This is a genomic window from Saccharopolyspora sp. NPDC002578, from assembly GCF_053592695.1.
Map to the genome: position 1 here is coordinate 1 of NZ_JBSFWJ010000098.1, position 16,186 is coordinate 16,186.

The window sequence follows — 16,186 nt, forward strand, 5'->3', positions numbered from 1 at the left end:
GCCCCTGACCGGCGCGGGGAAGCTGCACCCCTGGCAGGAACCCCGCGACGACGCCGAACGGCTCGGCAGGACGAACGGTCCGTTCACTCCACCGGATCGCGGACTTCTGTCGTCCGCAATGGTGATCCGACTCGGGAAACGCCGTTCTCCTCGCGGACGCGCACGGCTCCCGGAACCGAACTCGCGGACGAATCCTCCGGGAATGGGCGATTCGCGCCGCTTCACGGGGAATCGGGCGGGAAATCCCTTCGCAATCCGCACTCCACGGCCCCTGTGAACTGCGGGAACGGGTCTTCGGTGCCGCCCGGGAGCGGTAGTTCCTGCGCGGGATCGTGTTAGCGGGAGTGGCCTCGCCGGTGTTTCGGGGAGAGAAGTTCGGGCGGTCGATCGGGGTCGAAGGGGACGGAATCACCCAATCGCCGGATGCGCTCGCCGAATCGTGCCACCGTGACGACATGAGCTTGGATCTGCCCGCGCGAATGCTGCGATTGCTGTCGCTGCTGCAAAGCAGGCGTGCCTGGCCGGGAGCCGAACTGGCCGACCGGCTCGGCGTCACCGGGCGCACCGTGCGCCGCGACGTCGAACGGCTCCGCGAACTCGGCTATCCCGTCGAAGGCACCACCGGGGTGGCGGGCGGCTACCGGCTCGCCTCCGGGGCGACGCTGCCGCCGCTGCTGCTCGACGACGAGGAGGCGGTGGCCATCGCCGCGGCCCTGCTCACCGCCGCGAGCGGCGCCGTCACCGGGGTCGAGCGGAGTTCCGCGCAGGCGCTGGCGAAGCTGGAGCAGGTGCTGCCCGCGCGGCTGCGCCACCGGGTCAGTGCGCTCGGCGGCACCTCCGCCGCGGCACCGGGCGACGGGCGAGGGCGGGTCGACCCGGAGGTGCTGGCGGTGCTGGCCGCGGCCTGCCGCGACCACGAGGTGGTCACCTGCCGGACGCGCGAGGCCGACGACGCCGAGCTGCGGGTGGAACCGCACCACCTGCTCACCGGTCACCACCGCTGGTACCTCGTCGGCTACGACCTGGACCGGGCCGAGTGGCGGTCGTTCCTGCTGGACCGGCTCACCGGCCCCGTCCCCACCGGGCGCGGCTTCGAGCCCCGCGAGCTGCCCGCGCCGAGCCCCGCGGCCTACGTCAGCAGATCGCTCGCCGACGCTCCCCACCGCTACACCGTCGAGGCCACCGTGCAGGCCCCGGCGGAGAGCGTGCACGCCGTGCTGCGCGGCCCGCTGCCCGGCAGCGTCCGGCAGCTCGACGACGGCAGCTGCGCGGTGCGGCTCACCGCGGACACCATCGAGGACATCACGCTCGATGTGCTCGCGATGTCCACCGCCGCCGTGCCGCTCACCGTCGAAGGCCCCGACGAGCTGCGCAAGCACCTCGCGGAGATCGCCGGGAACCTCGCGCGCGCCGTGGCCGACTAGCGCGACCGCTCAGTCGTTCGGCACGAGGCCGACGGGTGTCGTGATGCGGTTGAGGGCGTCGCCGGTGAGCTCCTGCGGCTCGCTGCGCCGACGCCGGTCCAGCGCGCGGCGCAACCGGGGCAGCATCGCCTCATCGGTGTCGGTGAGCTCGCCGGGCGCCGGGTCCTCGTCGGCGCGCAGCTCGCGGAGCAGCAGCGCGGGCGGGTCGTCGGAGTCCGGCCGGTCCACGGCCAGCACCCGGAACCGGCTGCCCGCGGGGAACACGACTTCGTCGACCAGCCCGAGCCGGTGGAACGCGGAGGTGCGCCGGGACGACTGCGACCAGATGATCACGTCGGTGCGGTGCTCCGAGCGCGCGGGCGCGGCGATCTCCGGTGCCGAACTGGCGCTGAGGAACGCCGGTTCGGTCAGCAGCGCACCCGGCCGGTAGGCGTCGAGCACCTCCGCGTCGAGCAGCCGGAACACCGGCCCGCGGTGCACCGGCAGCCGCCGCAGCCCGGACAGCGTGCAGGCGAGGTAGTCGCCGAGTTCGGTGATGATGCCGCGCCGCAGCACCGCGTTCACCGTGGCCGCCCCGAAATCGCCGTCGCCGAGGTACACGTGCACGGCGACGAAGTCGCTCTTGGCCTCCTGCAGCTGCTCCTCGCGCAGCGCGGGGAACGTGGCCAGCGCCGTGTTCACCGAGGGCAGCGCGGCTTCGTACGCGTCGCCGACGAGGCGGGCGAACGCGGTCCGCTGCGCCTCGGTGCTCTGGTGGTCGGGCCCGAACTCGGGTCGTGCTTCGGCGGGGAGCCACGCCGGTGCGGGTTCGGCGGGCGGCTCTCCGCCGGATTGGCCCGGTGCCTCCTCGTCGGTGCGGGGAGTCGCGCTCGCCGTGGCGTCCTGGGTGGGCGCCGCGTCCGGTTCCGCGGCGGGCGGTGCCGCCCGCTCGGCGGGGGCCGGTGGCGCGGGGCGGCTCGGCGCGGGCTGCGACCTGCCGACCGGTCCGGACGAGGTGACGGGCATCGTCGAGGACGTCATCGGCGGGGCCGGGGGCACCGGCGGGGCCGTGGGCGTCATCGGCGGCTGCGCGGGAACGACGGGGATTCGCATGGTCTGCTCGGCGGCCGGAGTCGGGTCGGGCGCGGCGGCGCTCGCGGCGGCACCGAGGTGCGGAATCCGGACCGTGCCCGGATCAGCTGAGTCCGATGTGGACTGTCCGGGCGCGGCCCGCTCGACCGGCGGAGACGGCTGCTCGACGGCCTCGGTGCTCGCGGCGGCTCCGAGGTGCGGAATCCGGAGCGTGCCCGGATCAGCTGAGTCCGGTGTGGACTGTCCGGGTGCGGCCCGCTCGGCCGGTGTGGATGCCTGCTCAGCGGCCTCGGTGCTCGCGTCGGCGGGTTCCGCGGCCGTCGCCGAGTCCGAGGGTTCTCCGGCCGGCGTGGAGTGTGGTCCGCGGTCCGCTTCCGCCGGTTCTCCCGCCGCCGCAGCGGCAGCTCCGCTGCCCGTGGTGGACGCGGCGGTGGTCTCCGCTTCAGGCGGCGTCCGCTCCGCAGCAACGGGTTCCGCCGCAACCGCTTCTGCCGCGACCTGTTCCACGGCAACGGGTTCTGGTGCCGCTTCTGCGGCGGTCGTCGGGGAGCCGGAGCCGGGCGCCGCGTCCCCCGAGGCCGTCGCCTCCGGCTCGGGAGCGGCGTCGGCGGACGTGGCGCGCCGGGCTCGTTCCTGCGCGGCGGCCAGCCGAGCGGCGGCGGCAGCGCGGCGCTTCGCGGACTCGCGGGACAACGGCGAGGCGCCCGGCTCCCGCTTCGGCAACGCCTCGCGGGGGCGGGCGGCCTGCGCCGGTGCACCGTTCGCGGTGGCACCGGTCGTAGTTCCGGCCTCCGCGTCCGCGCTCGCCGTGGCGGTGACCGTGGGCCGGTTCGCGGGCCGCTCGGTCGCCGCGCCACCGCCGGCCACGGCGTCCGCCGCGCCGCGGCCCGCCGAACCGCTCGCGGCCGACGCGCCGCCGCTCACCGCCGACGCGCTCACCGGAGTGCGCGGGACCTTGGTGAACTTCGCCGAGGACGTCGCCGGGACCTGCGCGGCGACCGCGGTGCTCGCCACGGCGGACGAGGCCACCGCCGTCTGGATCAACGACCGGGACAACCGCACGGTCGCCGAGGACACCGGATCGGAGGCCGACACGGTGTTCGGCGCGGGCGGCACCACGGGCGTGACTCCGTTGACGGCCTGCTCCGCCCTGGCGGCGGCTTCCGCGCCGGAACCGGTCGTGCCCTGCTCCTGCGGAGAACCTGCCTCGGAACCGTCCGGAGCCGTCGGCTCAGCTGAGTCCTCAGTGGACTCGCCGGAGCCCGCCGGCGGAGCGGACCCGCCCGCGCCGGACTCCCCGTCGGCCTCCGAAGCCCGCCGGATGGCACCGCCGCTCGTCCCGGCGGCCTCAGCGGCGGCGGCTTCGGCCGCGGCCTCCGACCCGTACCCGCGTGCACGCGCGTGCTGCGGCGCCACCAGTGGCGCCGTCAGCACCGACGGGAACGACACCCGCGGCGCCCACTCGCCCGCGGCGGACAGGATCTCCGAGCGCATCCGCTCGTCGGCCACCCCGAGCACCAGCACCCGCAGGCGCGCCGACTGCTCCGGTGCCAACCCGGCCAGCAGCCGGTACAGCGCGACCTGGGTGCCCTCCGGCACCGGCGCGCACGGCCAGCCCAGCGCCACCGTGAACCGGTTCGACTCGAACGCCAGCCGATCCGCCGCGCCGGGCTTGCCCAGTTCGGCGGCGGGCAGCAGCGCGAGCCCGGACGGCACCACCTTCGCCACGATCTCCTGCGGAACCGGCCGCGGCGAGGGAGCTCCGCCCCACCGGTACACCAGCGGACCCGGCGTCCAGCCGCGCGGCGGCGGCCCCGCCAGCACCGGCGTCGTCGTGCCGGTGGGGGAGTAGCGCAGCATCGCCGGGAACGGCTGCCACAGCGGATTGCCCGCCTCGTCGGCGATGTAGACGAACTCGGTGCGGGTGTCGTGACGGACCAGGCCGGTCGCGCTCACGACGTCGTGCTCGACGAGTTCGGCGAGCTTGCGCAGCCACTGGCTGGACGCGGTGCGCGGATCGGCGGGCACCAGCTGGATGCGGTCCAGCAGCGGTTTCGGGAACCGCCGCAGCAACGCCGCGACCTGGTGCGGAGCGATCAGATCGCCGCCCGGCGACCCCAGTACCAGCCGCGGGTGCCACGCCGAGACCGCCACCGAATGGCTGAGCACGTCGTCCGCGCTCACCGACAGGCCCGCCGGGACCGGGCGGGTCTGCAGGCCGCCGTCGGCCACTTCGCCGCGCGGCAGCTGCGATTCCCAGTCCGGCTGCGGGTAGCGCGCGCTGTGGAACTCACCGGGGCCGCCCTCGACGAACCGCATCCACCGGTGGTGATCGGCTCCGGCGAAGATCGACCCGCCCGCGACGAAGGTCAGCGGCCCGTCGGGCGCGAACACCTCCGCGGAGAACTCGCGGGCGATCTTCTGCGCCACCGCTTTGCCGCGCCCGTCACCGCGGCCCAGCCCGGACACGGCCAGCCACAGGCGCGGTTCGGCGGAGTCGTCGATCCGCTGCTTGGCCGCCGCCGTCAACGCCATCCGGCAGGCGTGGCGCAGCGCGCTGCGGAAAGAGCTCGTGCGCACCGCGATCGAGGACGCCAGCACCAGTCCGTCCCCCGGCGCGACCGGAATCCCCTGGAACACCCGGCGTTCCGGCTCGTCGCCGTCTCCGTGCAGGATCAGCACCGTCGAGCCGTGCGCCTCGACGGACAGGTCGCGCACTCGCATGGGTCCGGGAACCTGTTCAGGCATCAACAGCTCTCGTTCTGCGCCGGGCGGTCACGCCGTCGTCTTCACCGGGAATTCAGCGGGCGGGCCGCCGGATTCGCGGAAGGAGGCGGTACCTCGGCGCGGCGGTCGGTGGGGGATTCCCACGCGGGCGCCTTCCTGGCGCGCCGCGCGGCACCCATGATCGCATTTTTACCGAACGGTGTCGTCGGTCATACCCCGCGCTCGGAACGAGGTGGTGAGCGCGAATTGCTCCGGGCCAGCTCACCGCGCATTTCCCGGTGCCGAGCGGTCGTCGCACCGGCCGTGCGCGGCGCCGGAGCGACCGGAGTTCGCCGTCGCGGGAAGGGCGAGCGCTCGACCGAATCAGTTCGACGAGCCCGCGCTCATGCGATCTCGGGAACTCCGCCGTCCGGGCAGCAAGGGCAATCCGCGGGCCGTTCTTGATCATTTGTGACTCGGCCGGATTTGAGGGACACGATGCGATCGGAGTAAGCGGCGGAGGTCGAATCGGCGGAGAAAAGCACGACCGTCCGGCCGAATTCCGTGCAGCAGCGGCGCAGAATCCGCAGCAGGTGCCGGGCGGTGACCGCGTCGAGCGACTTCATCGGCTCGTCGGCGAGCACGATGTCGGGCTGCTGCGCCAGAATCCGCGCCAGCGCGATCCGGTGCCGCTCCGAAGGGGACATCCGCGTCGGGCGCTGCTCCAGCAGATCCCGCACCGCGAGCACGTCCAGCACCTGTTCCAGCAGCGCCGGATCGGGGCGGGTGCCCGCGATGTCGAACGGCAGCAGCACGTTGTCCAGCGCCGTGAGTTCGGGCAGCAGGTTGCTCTGCTGGAAGAGCATGCCGATGCGCTCGCGGCGGAACTCGGTCAGGTCGAGCTCGCCGAGCGAGGCGAGATCGGTGCCCTCGACGAACACCGCACCGGACGTCGGCCGTTCCAGCCCAGCCAGACAGCGCATCAGCACCGACTTGCCGGAGTTCGCCGCCCCGATCACCGTCGTGAACCGCCCCGGCGCGATGCGCAGGTCCACCGAGTCCAACGCCGTGGTCTCCCGGCCCGATCGGCCGAAGCGCTTGGTGACCCGCGAGACGACCGCGCCGCCGCTCACCGGGATTCCTCCGGACATGTCGTCCTCCTCGCCGCTGGTCCGGTCGCTGCTGCGGCCGGTCGTCCGACACGTTCACCCATCGCGGCGGCCGGGCGGATCGGCCCATCGGCCGGAATGACCGGCCACCGCGGCGTGCCGGGTGAGTGCTGTTCGTAGGACGTTCGAGCGCACCCGAAGTTGCTCGAACGCCTCATTCCGGATCTTGCCCGGCGCGCCGGTGGTGCGCCGGAATCCCTGCCGTGCCGGGGGTTTCACAGCCCCGGCGCGCACGCCTGCGCCGATGCGGCGGCGGGCGACCGGGTCGCCGGGCGGGCGGAGTGCCGCCTCCGCCGGATGGCCGAGGCCGAACGGTGCGGGTGCCGCGCTCATGATCGAGTGTGCGGCACGGTCCGGTCGCGTCCGGCATGCGCTCCACCCGCTCGATGCGCGCACGACCAGCGATGTCAGGGAGATTCGCTCGATTCGAGCGGTCGTCGCGCCACCGCGGCGCCGCGGAGTTCAACGAGAGTTGGTCCGATCGCGACCTTTCCTCGACCTCCCGCCGACCGGCCGACCCGGCCGGATTCCCGACGCCCGACGGCATCGGACGGGGAGGGATTCCGCGCCGTGGCGGCGATCCCGCGCTCGACCCGGGAGAACTCCGGGGAGCCGCGCGGATCGCCTACCGGCGCGCTTCGGCGAACGTCCTGCGTGGAACCGGGGCCGACGGGGACGGCGTTGGCCCGCGCCGGTCCGGTGACCTCAGGCGGAGGCGGCGAGCCAGGCCGAACGCCCGGTGTTCGTCGGAACCCAGCAGCCCTTGGTCTGCGCGGGGGGCTCCGCCGCCGGGTTCTCCAGCGCCAGCGCCGCTTCGATGACGTCGCCGGCCTGTCCCGTGGTCCGCCACAAGACGGTCTTCGGGAAAAGCACGTCCGGTTCGTCGCCGGGGATGCGTGCCGCGTCGGCGTCGTCCTCGCCGTAGAGCTGAACGATGTCGATCACGCCGTGGTGCACCCGGATGCCGACGACGGCGATCAACGTGCCGTTCGAGTCACGGGGGTGCGCGAAGTGGAAGTCGCGGGCGATGAGTGCCTGCAAGCCGTCCGTTATGTCTTTCATGACGCCACCGAGGGTTATGCGCGAACGCTGGTCGAATGCTGGTGAGACGTGAAGGGGCTAGACGATCAGGTCATCGAACTCGCCGTCCTTGGCCCCCGACAGGAAGGCCGCGATCTCGTCTCGGGTGTAGATGAGGGCGGGGCCGTCGGGGTAGCGCGAGTTGCGGACGGCGATCTCCCCGTCCAGCAGGGAGGCCAGCTCCACGCAGTTGCCGACCGATCCGCTGTAGGCGCTCTTGCGCCAAGCGGCGTCGGGCAGGTGTCCTGCGGTCATTCCGTTTCGGATCTCCGGCATCGAAGGTCCCAGCCTTTCCCCGACTTGCTTGCAACGACCAACTGCACGTGCATTCGATCGTGCAAGGACCGTATCACTGAACGTTGGAATGATGAATGCACGTGCAGACGCACGGGAGCGAGGGTCGGTGACGTTCCGCGCAGAGATGATCACGCGGAGTCGAAGTGCTACCACCGCAATCGCAGATTAATCCTGCTTACGGCGGTGTGCACGATGCGCCATCGGCGACAGGCGCGTAACACTCTTCGGGGAAGTGTGACCTAAATCTCTTTGTGGAGCGCCTTGCGGGCGGCGTGCAAGGTCTTCCGGGTCGCCTCGGGGGTCTGCGCATCGACCGCGAGCCGGTGACTCACCTTGCTGTAGAGCTCCACGTCCTCCGGCTTGTCCAAGTACAGCGCGCCGGAGAGGTGCTCGAGGTAGACGATGTCCGGGATCTCCTGCTCGGCGAACCGCAGGATGGTGAACGCTCCCTCGGCCCCGGACCGGCCCAGGTCGAGCGGCAGTACTTGCAACGAGATGGTGGGCAGCTTGATCACTTCGAGCAGGTGGTCGATCTGCTCGCGCAGCACCTCCACGCCGCCGATCGGCCGGTGCAGCACCGACTCGTCGATGACCGCCCACAGTCGCGGGGCGTTCGGCTGGGTGAACAGCCGCTGCCGGTGCATCCGCAGCCGGACGCGGCGCTCGACCTCGTCCTCGACGGCCTCCGGCCTGCCCTGGCTGGAGATCGCCCGCGCGTAGGTCTCGGTCTGCAGCAGGCCGGGCACGAACTGGATCTCGTAGGTCTGGATCCGCGAAGCGGACTCCTCCAGTCCCACGTAGTCCTGGAACCACGACGGGACGAGGTCGCTGTAGCGGTGCCACCAGCCGGGCTGGTTGGACTGCCGGACGAGTTCGAGGAAGGAGCCGCGCTCGGACTCGTCGGTGACGCCGTAGAGGGTCAGCAGGTCGGCGACGTCGCGTTCCTTGAACCCGACCCGGCCGAGCTCCAGGCGGCTGATCTTGGAGCCGGAGCCGCGGATCTCGTAGCCGGCGTCCTCGCGGGAGATGCCGCTGGCTTCGCGCAACCGGCGCAACTGGCTCCCCAGGACCAGCCGGCGAGCGGTGGGGCCGCCGGTCGCGGCACCATCCGTGGTCACGTCCAGACCTCCCGCTTTCCACACGGTCGTTTCCATCGACACATCGTCATGACTCCGGTACGCACCGTTGCCCGACAGGGCAGTCTAGCTCACCGCATCGCACTACCTACGAAAGTTGTGAGGCGATCCGGCGGGTGCAGTATCTCATGATCAACATCTCGGTGATTCCCCAGTTGCGTCAATGCGCGAGCAGTGTCCCCGCAGTGCCGCGTCGAACGCAACGTCGGTTCGTCGGTGCCGATCGTTACGCTCCTCGTCGTGTTCACCGTCTCGACCGTCAACGTCAACGGATTGCGCGCCGCCGCGAAAAAGGGATTCGTCGAGTGGCTGGCCGGAACCCGGGCCGACGTCATCTGCATGCAGGAGACCCGCGCCGAACCGGACCAGCTCACGGCCGCCGTCCGCGAGCCCGAAGGCTGGTTCCCGCTGCTCGCGCCCAGTTCCGCGAAGGGGCGCAGCGGCGTCGCGCTGTACTCCCGAGTGGAACCCTCGGCGTCCCGGATCGGTTTCGGCAGCGCCGAATTCGACGACAGCGGGCGCTACGCCGAGATCGAGCTCCCCGGGCTCGTCGTCGCCAGCCTCTACCTGCCCAGCGGGGAGGTGGGCACGGAACGCCAGGACGAGAAGGAACGGTTCATGGCGGAATTCCTGCCCTACCTCGAATCCCTGCGCGCACGCGCGCGTGCGGCGGGAATGGAGGTGCTCGTCTGCGGGGATTGGAACATCGCGCACCGCGAAGTCGACCTGAAGAACTGGAAGGCCAACCAGAAGTCGGCGGGTTTCCTGCCCGAGGAACGGGAATGGATGAGCCGCGTCTTCGACGAACTCGGCTACGTCGACGTCTTCCGCGCCCGCAATCCCGAAGGGCCGGGCCCATACTCCTGGTGGTCCTACCGCGGCAAGGCCTTCGACAACGACTCCGGCTGGCGCATCGACTACCAGGTCGCGACTCCCGGATTGGCCGAGCTGGCCACCGAGTCCTGGGTCGAGAAGGCCCCGTCCTACGACAAGCGCTGGAGCGACCACGCCCCGGTCACAACGACCTACGACCGCTGACCGCCCCAGCCGGGGCCTGCGTTCGATCGGTACCGCGGGTGCGCGCGGAAATTCGGTTGATCGGGGGGTGGGGCGTGGTGAGGATCGGGGGATGACCTCGCCTCAGCACCGCGCCGACCTGTTCCTGGACCCCGCGGTCGACCCTCGGGACAGCGACGCGCCGCCGGGGGACGAGCGGTCGACGCTCGTGGAGTACCTGCGCTACCAGCGGCTGACCTTGCAGATCAAGTGCGAGGGCCTGGACGCCGAGCAGCTGGCCCGCCGCGCGGTCGAGCCGTCGACCATGTCGCTGCTCGGGCTGCTGCGGCACCTGGCCGACGTGGAGCGCGGCTGGTTCCGCCGCCGGTTCGCCGGGCAGGACGTGCCCAAGCGCTACCAGTCCGCCACCGAGCCCGACGGCGACTTCGACGGTGCCGTGGCGGACCCGGCCGTGGTGGACGACGCGTGGGCAGCCTGGCGCGACGAGGTCGCGTTCGCCGAGCGGTTCGCGGCCGAGACCGATCTCGACTTCGTCGGGCACGACAGGGGCGTGCGGACGCTGCGCGAACTGCTCGTGCACATGATCGAGGAGTACGCCCGGCACAACGGCCACGCCGACCTGCTGCGCGAACGGATCGACGGACGCATCGGCGAGTAGCGCGGCCGATTCGGCGACGAGGACCGCGCGGGTGTTGATCGCCGGTGCCGGGGTGGCCAATCTGGGCGGGTGGAATCCGAAGATGAACTGATCGCTCAGCGCAGCCCGTTGCCCGGCTCCGTCGTCGGGAGGCTGCGGGAGCAGCTGGTGTTCGTGGCCGAGGTGGACAAGCTCAAGACGGTGCTCCGGCAGTCGCCGCTGGCCGCGGCCGACCGGCGGGAGAACGACGCCGAGCACTCCTGGCACCTCGCCCTGATGGTGTCGGTGCTGGCCGAGCACTCCGACGAGCCGATCGACGTCGGCCGCACCATCGAGCTCGTCGTCGTGCACGACCTCATCGAGATCTACGCGGGCGACACCCCGCTCTACGACGACGAAGGCCGGGAGAGCCAGCAGCAGCGCGAAGAAGCCGCCGCGGACCGGTTGTTCGGATTGCTGCCCGACGACCAGGAGCGCCGCTTCCGGGAGCTGTGGGACGAGTTCGAGGCCCGCCGCACCCCGGAGGCGCGCTTCGCCAAGGCGATCGACCGGGTGCAGCCGCTGCTGCTGAACTGGCTCACCGGCGGCGGGACGTGGCGCACTCCCGGCGTCACCGCGGACGTGGTGCGCGAGCGCAAGGCCGTGATCGGCGAGGCGTCGACTCCGCTGTGGACGGCGGTGCAAGAGCTGATCAACGAGGGAGAGCGGCGCGGCTGGGTGGCGCCAGGAGCTTGATGGCCCCGTCGGAAGGACCTGCGTAGGGGGCGGGTGGCGGAACCTCAGCGGTTTCCTCGCTGCGGGATCTTTTTTCCAAGTGGCTCCGCCACGAGGAAAAAAGCTGTCCTCGCGAGGAAACCGCTGAGAACCCGCTGGTGGTCGTTTTGCTTTGGTGGTCGCTGCTCAGCGGCTTCGCCACTGACAAGACAAGGATCAAAAGAGGCCGTGCCGGTGCGCCTTCCTTCCGGAAGGCGCACCGGCGTCCGGTCAGCTGACGGCGTCCAGGGCGTCGATCAGTCCGGCACCGTAGAAGCCGGCGCCGGTGGTACCGCCTTCGCAGACCGCGTCCGGTTTGCCGTCGCCGTCCGGGTCGTAGGCCGTCGGGCACGGCAGCGCGTCCGCCTGGCCGGACAGCGCGCCCGTCGTCTGCGGCGCGTTCCACTCCGGGTGGGTGCTGCGCAGCAGTGCCACCACGCCCGCCGCGTGCGGCGACGCCATCGACGTGCCCTGCATCCAGCCCCAGCCGCCACCGGGAACGGTGGAGAGGATGCGGCCGTTCGCCGACGGCGTCGGCGGGAGCTGCTTCGCGTCGCCGCCCGGTGCGGTCACCGTCGTCGAACCCAGGCCGTAGTTGGAGAAGTACGACTTCACCGAGTCCACGCCGACCGAGGACGTGGTCACCACGCCGGGCAGCTCGCCCGGCAGCACGGTGCAGTCGTGCCCGGTCTGCCGGTCCTGCACCGGGCCGCCGTTGTTCGGGCTGTTCGTGTCGTGGATCGGCTGCGAGAGGTCCCAGCCGCTGTTGCCCGCCGCGGCCACGTTCACCACGTCGTGGCCCGCCGCGTAGGCGACGGCGCGGCGCACCGCTTCGGCGCCCGCGCGCTGGTCCGGATCGTTCTCGCACCACAGGTACCAGGGGTCGACGAAGTACGAGTTGTTCGTGACGTCGAAACCGTGCTCGGCGGCCCAGATGAACCCGCACACCGCGTACTCGGGATAGATGAACCCGTCGTCGTCGATCACGCGCACCGAGGCGAGGCCGACGTCCGGCGCGACCCCCGCCACGCCGACTCCGTTGCGGGCCGCGGCGATCGTGCCCGCGACGTGCGTGCCGTGCGCCTGGGTCTCGTCCTCCGGTGCCCACGCCTCCACGGCGGTGTTCGGGATGCCCTCTTCGGCGCAGCTCACCGACTTCGCCAGGTCCAGGTTCGGCTTCAGGTCGGGGTGTTCCGGGTCGATGCCGTAGTCGAGCACGCCGACGGTGACCTCCGGGCTGCCCTGGGAGATCGCGTGCGCCTGATCGGCCTTGATCAGCGGCAGGTCCCACTGGTCGGCTTCCAGCGGCTCCTGCCCGTTGATCGCGGCGGGGCGGGCGTCGGCGGTGCCCTCCAAGGTCTCCAGCCGGGTGCTCGGCGGGGCGGGCGGCAGCTGTTCGGCGAGGTTGCGGCTCGCGCCCGCCTGCTCCACCGCGGGCTGCGCGCGCACGGCGGCGGCGAAGCCCGGATCGGTGGCGGTCGCCACGACCACCCCGATCTGCGGCCAGCTCTGCACCACGGTCCCGCCGACGGCCCGCACCGAGTCCTCGGTGGTGCGGAGTCCGTCGCCGGTCGGCCCCAGCACCACGAAGTGCGCGGGCGCCGCGGATTCGGCGGCCGTCGCGCTGGGCGCGGGAAGGCTGGACGGGACGGCGGCGACGGCCGGGACCAGCAGGCTCAGCGCCAACGCGGAACCCGCGATGCGCAGGGATTTCCCAGGCATTCGCGATGTCGATCGATGTGGTGACACGTGTCCTCCCACGGCACACTCGTACCGAGCGATCAGTGAATGATCGTCGGATACTCCGCCCAATCGGGGAACTTGGGTAGGGCGAAAAGGAGTAATCCGACGGCAGCCGGGTGTGCTTCGGGTGACGTTCGGCGAGGTTCGCCGCGATCACCGCGGTGGCCGGGCGCGATCGCGGACCGGAGCCGGCGCCGCCCCTCCGGGAGGCTCCGCCGATTCGGGGCCCGTCCCTGGGCCGGACGGCTCAGTCCCTTGCCGGTCTTGCCGCCTTGCACGGTATGGCACTGGTCACCGGTCGAATCGTGTTAATTCAACGCATCGTGCGAGCAAGTCCGGCTCACCAGCTGCGATCAGTGATGATCGCCGCTTCGGGTACCCGCTGCGGCCACGCTTCAGGGGGTAAATAGGATCTCTGCGTTGTGACCGGTTTACGCAACGCGATCGTGGTGTTCACTCGCGATCGGTACGGTCCGCAACCGGGTCGAGAGTTCGATGACCCGTACGGGTTAACCGTTAAGGGAGGCAACGCTCGTGCGTAGCCGATTTGCTCGCATGACCACGCGAGGATTGGTGCTGGGGCTGTTGATGGCCACCACGATCCTGGGTACCGCGACGGCGCAAGCCGCGGGCAGCGGCCGGATCCTCGCGCAGGACAACTTCTTCGAAGTCGCGACGGCCCCGGTCGGGCTCGCCGCCATCGGCTTCGGCGTCGTGGGCATGCTCGCCGGCGTGCTCCGCCGCAAGAAGATCGAGATCCAGCCCGAGAACCAGCGCAAGGGCTGACCGCGCGGCGTTCCCGCCGCGAACATGCGCGACCCGGTCCCCCCGACCCGGCGGACCTTGCGAGAATCAACGGGTGAGCAGCGACGACTCGGCCACCCAGAACCCGCGCACTTCCGCAGCAGGCGACTCGGCGACGGGACGCGGTCCCCGCGTCCTGTCGGGCATCCAGCCCACCGCCGATTCCTTCCACCTCGGCAACTACCTGGGCGCCCTGCGGTCCTGGGTGCGGATGCAGGCCGACCACGACGCCTTCTACTGCGTCGTCGACCTGCACGCGATCACCGTCGCGCAAGACCCGGAGCTGCTGCGCAAGCGCACCCGCGTGTCCGCGGCGCAACTGCTCGCGCTGGGGATCGACCCGGACGCGTCCACCCTGTTCGTGCAGAGCCACGTCCCCGAGCACGCCCAGCTGAGCTGGGTGCTGGAATGCCTCGCCGGATTCGGCGAAGCCGGGCGGATGACCCAGTTCAAGGACAAGTCGGCCCGCCAGGACGCCGACCACATCAGCGTCGGGCTGTTCACCTACCCGGTGCTGCAGGCCGCGGACATCCTGCTGTACCAGGCGAACCAGGTCCCCGTCGGCGAAGACCAGCGCCAGCACCTGGAGCTCACCCGCAACCTCGCGCAGCGGTTCAACTCCCGCTACGGCGACACCTTCACCGTGCCCTCCGCGCACATCCCGAAGGAAGCCGCGAAGATCCAGGACCTGCAGGACCCGTCGGCGAAGATGAGCAAGTCGCAGCCGAGCGGCGTGATCGACCTGCTGGAGGAGCCGAAGCGCTCCGCGAAGAAGATCCGCTCCGCGGTCACCGACAACGAGCGCGAAATCCGCTACGACCCGGAGAACAAGGCGGGCGTGAGCAACCTGCTCGCGATCCAGTCCTCGCTCACCGGCAGCACCATCGCCGACCTGGAGACCGAGTTCGAAGGCAGGGGGTACGGCGACCTGAAGAAGGCCGTCGGCGAGACCTTCGTCGAATTCGCGACGCCGTTCCAGGAGAAGGTCAACGGCTACCTCGCGGACCCCGCGGAGCTCGACAAGGTGCTGCGCCGAGGAGCCGAGCACGCGCGGGAGGTCGCCGCCGAGACGCTGCGGCTCACCTACGAGCGCGTCGGCTTCTTGCCGCCTCTGCGCTGAGGAGATCATTCGGCGGTAGCCTCAGGCCCGTTCGGGGCAGTCCCGGATGGGCCTGGAGGTGAATCCGTGACGGATCGCAGTCAACCGGCGCGCAGCGCCACACCCGGCGAGGGCGTATCCGGCCTGTTGGAACGGTTGCGGCGGGACCACCCGTGGCTGGACCGGTTGATCCGGGCGGCGGCGCGCTACCAAGGCCAGTACGGCGACTACTACGCCGCGGCGATCACCTACTTCAGCGTGCTCGCGCTCGTCCCGCTGCTGATGATCTCCTTCGCCGTCGCCGGATTCGTGCTCGGCGGCAACCCCGACCTGCTGGACGAGCTGCGCCGCTCGATCACCGAAGCCGTCCCGGACCCGCAGATGAGCGGCATGCTCAACCAGGTCGTGGGGCAGGCGATCGAGCAGGCGGGCGCCGTCGGGATCATCGGTCTGCTCGTCGCCCTGTACTCGGGGCTGGGATGGATGACGAACCTGCGCGAAGCGTTGACCGCGCAGTGGAGCCAGGACCAGCAGGCCCCGCCGATGCTGAAGCGGCTCGGCTCCGACCTGCTGTCGCTGCTCGGCCTGGGCTTGGCGATGGCGCTCTCGTTCGGGCTCAGCGCGCTCGGCGGCGGCGCGGGGCGCGCGCTGTTCGGGCTGCTCGGCATCGGCAACACGGTGCCCGCGCGGATCGTGCTGTCGGTGCTGACGATCCTGCTCTCGCTGCTGGCGGGCTGGCTGGTGTTCACCTGGGTGCTGGCGCGGCTGCCGCGCACCCCGGTGACGTTGCGCAGCGCGATGTGGGGCGGCCTGTTCGCCGCGGTCGGCTTCGAAGTCCTCAAGCAGGTCGGCGTGATCTACCTGGGCAGCGTCACCGGCTCGCCCGCGGCCGCCGCGTTCGGCCCCATCCTCGGTCTGCTCGTGTTCGCGTACCTGACGTCGCGCTTCATCCTGTTCGTCACGGCCTGGACGGCCTCGGCCGCCGAGAACGAACGGCGCGCCCTCCCGGAACCGCCCCCACCGGCCGTGATCCGCCCGCAAGTGCGAGTCCGGAAGTCCGGCGGCGCGACGACGATCGGCCTGTTCGGCCTGGGAGCTCTGCTCGGCTGGAGCCTCCGACGCCGTCGTTGATCCTCCGTGTCGTTGTTTTTCTGCGTAGGGGGCGGGTGGCGGAACCTCAGCGTTCTTCTCGCTGCGGGATCTTTTTCCCGAGTGGCTCCGCCACGAGGGAACGGGGCGGGATTCGCCGG

General features: G+C 71.4%; 13 protein-coding genes. 7 read left to right on the forward strand and 6 right to left on the reverse strand.

Annotated features, from left to right (window positions below):
- Positions 1–455: 455 nt before the first annotated feature.
- Positions 456–1,424 carry a helix-turn-helix transcriptional regulator gene (locus ACWD38_RS27875; RefSeq protein ID WP_184482664.1) on the forward strand — a complete coding sequence of 323 codons (969 nt, stop codon included), beginning with the start codon at positions 456–458 and terminating at the stop codon, positions 1,422–1,424.
- Positions 1,425–1,433: 9 nt separating this feature from the next.
- On the opposite strand, the gene ACWD38_RS27880 is transcribed toward ACWD38_RS27875, so the two are convergent.
- The 5 genes from ACWD38_RS27880 to ACWD38_RS27900 all read right to left on the reverse strand — a co-directional run bounded on the left by ACWD38_RS27880 (position 1,434) and on the right by ACWD38_RS27900 (position 8,901).
- A complete protein-coding gene (locus tag ACWD38_RS27880; protein WP_450125247.1) occupies positions 1,434–5,219 on the reverse strand; it encodes a hypothetical protein in 3,786 nt (1,261 codons plus the stop codon).
- A gap of 386 nt (positions 5,220–5,605) precedes the next feature.
- Complete coding sequence (locus tag ACWD38_RS27885; RefSeq protein ID WP_450125248.1) at positions 5,606–6,352, reverse strand: ABC transporter ATP-binding protein; 747 nt, start codon at positions 6,350–6,352, stop codon at positions 5,606–5,608.
- 723 nt (positions 6,353–7,075) lie between these two features.
- Positions 7,076–7,432 (reverse strand): hypothetical protein, encoded by a 357-nt coding sequence (locus ACWD38_RS27890; RefSeq protein WP_184482652.1) that lies wholly within the window; start codon positions 7,430–7,432, stop codon positions 7,076–7,078.
- 57 nt (positions 7,433–7,489) lie between these two features.
- The gene (locus ACWD38_RS27895) at positions 7,490–7,726 is read right to left on the reverse strand and encodes a DUF397 domain-containing protein (RefSeq protein ID WP_184482649.1); all 237 of its coding nucleotides are present in this window, start codon (positions 7,724–7,726) and stop codon (positions 7,490–7,492) included.
- 260 nt (positions 7,727–7,986) lie between these two features.
- Positions 7,987–8,901 carry a helix-turn-helix domain-containing protein gene (locus tag ACWD38_RS27900; RefSeq protein ID WP_184482646.1) on the reverse strand — a complete coding sequence of 305 codons (915 nt, stop codon included), beginning with the start codon at positions 8,899–8,901 and terminating at the stop codon, positions 7,987–7,989.
- Positions 8,902–9,123: 222 nt separating this feature from the next.
- On the opposite strand from ACWD38_RS27900, the gene ACWD38_RS27905 reads away from it, so the two are divergent.
- The 3 genes from ACWD38_RS27905 (at position 9,124) to ACWD38_RS27915 (ending at position 11,272) form a co-directional block, all read left to right on the forward strand.
- Complete coding sequence (locus ACWD38_RS27905; protein ID WP_184482643.1) at positions 9,124–9,921, forward strand: exodeoxyribonuclease III; 798 nt, start codon at positions 9,124–9,126, stop codon at positions 9,919–9,921.
- 91 nt (positions 9,922–10,012) lie between these two features.
- Entirely contained in the window at positions 10,013–10,558 is a 546-nt protein-coding gene (locus tag ACWD38_RS27910) for a DinB family protein (protein WP_184482640.1), read from the forward strand.
- 69 nt (positions 10,559–10,627) lie between these two features.
- Positions 10,628–11,272 (forward strand): HD domain-containing protein, encoded by a 645-nt coding sequence (locus ACWD38_RS27915; RefSeq protein ID WP_184482637.1) that lies wholly within the window; start codon positions 10,628–10,630, stop codon positions 11,270–11,272.
- A 249-nt stretch (positions 11,273–11,521) separates the two neighbouring features.
- On the opposite strand, the gene ACWD38_RS27920 is transcribed toward ACWD38_RS27915, so the two are convergent.
- The gene (locus ACWD38_RS27920) at positions 11,522–13,012 is read right to left on the reverse strand and encodes a S8 family peptidase (protein WP_450125249.1); all 1,491 of its coding nucleotides are present in this window, start codon (positions 13,010–13,012) and stop codon (positions 11,522–11,524) included.
- A gap of 576 nt (positions 13,013–13,588) precedes the next feature.
- On the opposite strand from ACWD38_RS27920, the gene ACWD38_RS27925 reads away from it, so the two are divergent.
- From ACWD38_RS27925 to yhjD, 3 genes are all read left to right on the forward strand, one after another.
- Positions 13,589–13,819: a hypothetical protein gene (locus tag ACWD38_RS27925; protein ID WP_184482632.1), complete on the forward strand. Its 231-nt coding sequence runs from the start codon at positions 13,589–13,591 to the stop codon at positions 13,817–13,819.
- A gap of 154 nt (positions 13,820–13,973) precedes the next feature.
- A complete protein-coding gene (gene trpS / locus ACWD38_RS27930; protein ID WP_450125251.1) occupies positions 13,974–14,957 on the forward strand; it encodes a tryptophan--tRNA ligase in 984 nt (327 codons plus the stop codon).
- Positions 14,958–15,023: 66 nt separating this feature from the next.
- A complete protein-coding gene (yhjD, locus tag ACWD38_RS27935) occupies positions 15,024–16,067 on the forward strand; it encodes an inner membrane protein YhjD (RefSeq protein ID WP_450125250.1) in 1,044 nt (347 codons plus the stop codon).
- Positions 16,068–16,186 lie beyond the last annotated feature (119 nt).

What these genes read in the sequence shown, in the direction of transcription:
- ACWD38_RS27875 (WP_184482664.1), top strand. Translation starts at nt 456, where the DNA reads ATGAGCTTGGATCTGCCCGCGCGAATGCTGCGATTGCTGTCGCTGCTG.
- ACWD38_RS27880 (WP_450125247.1), bottom strand. Translation starts at nt 5,219, where the DNA reads ATGCGAGTGCGCGACCTGTCCGTCGAGGCGCACGGCTCGACGGTGCTG.
- ACWD38_RS27885 (WP_450125248.1), bottom strand. Translation starts at nt 6,352, where the DNA reads ATGTCCGGAGGAATCCCGGTGAGCGGCGGCGCGGTCGTCTCGCGGGTC.
- ACWD38_RS27890 (WP_184482652.1), bottom strand. Translation starts at nt 7,432, where the DNA reads ATGAAAGACATAACGGACGGCTTGCAGGCACTCATCGCCCGCGACTTC.
- ACWD38_RS27895 (WP_184482649.1), bottom strand. Translation starts at nt 7,726, where the DNA reads ATGCCGGAGATCCGAAACGGAATGACCGCAGGACACCTGCCCGACGCC.
- ACWD38_RS27900 (WP_184482646.1), bottom strand. Translation starts at nt 8,901, where the DNA reads ATGGAAACGACCGTGTGGAAAGCGGGAGGTCTGGACGTGACCACGGAT.
- ACWD38_RS27910 (WP_184482640.1), top strand. Translation starts at nt 10,013, where the DNA reads ATGACCTCGCCTCAGCACCGCGCCGACCTGTTCCTGGACCCCGCGGTC.
- ACWD38_RS27920 (WP_450125249.1), bottom strand. Translation starts at nt 13,012, where the DNA reads ATGCCTGGGAAATCCCTGCGCATCGCGGGTTCCGCGTTGGCGCTGAGC.
- ACWD38_RS27925 (WP_184482632.1), top strand. Translation starts at nt 13,589, where the DNA reads ATGACCACGCGAGGATTGGTGCTGGGGCTGTTGATGGCCACCACGATC.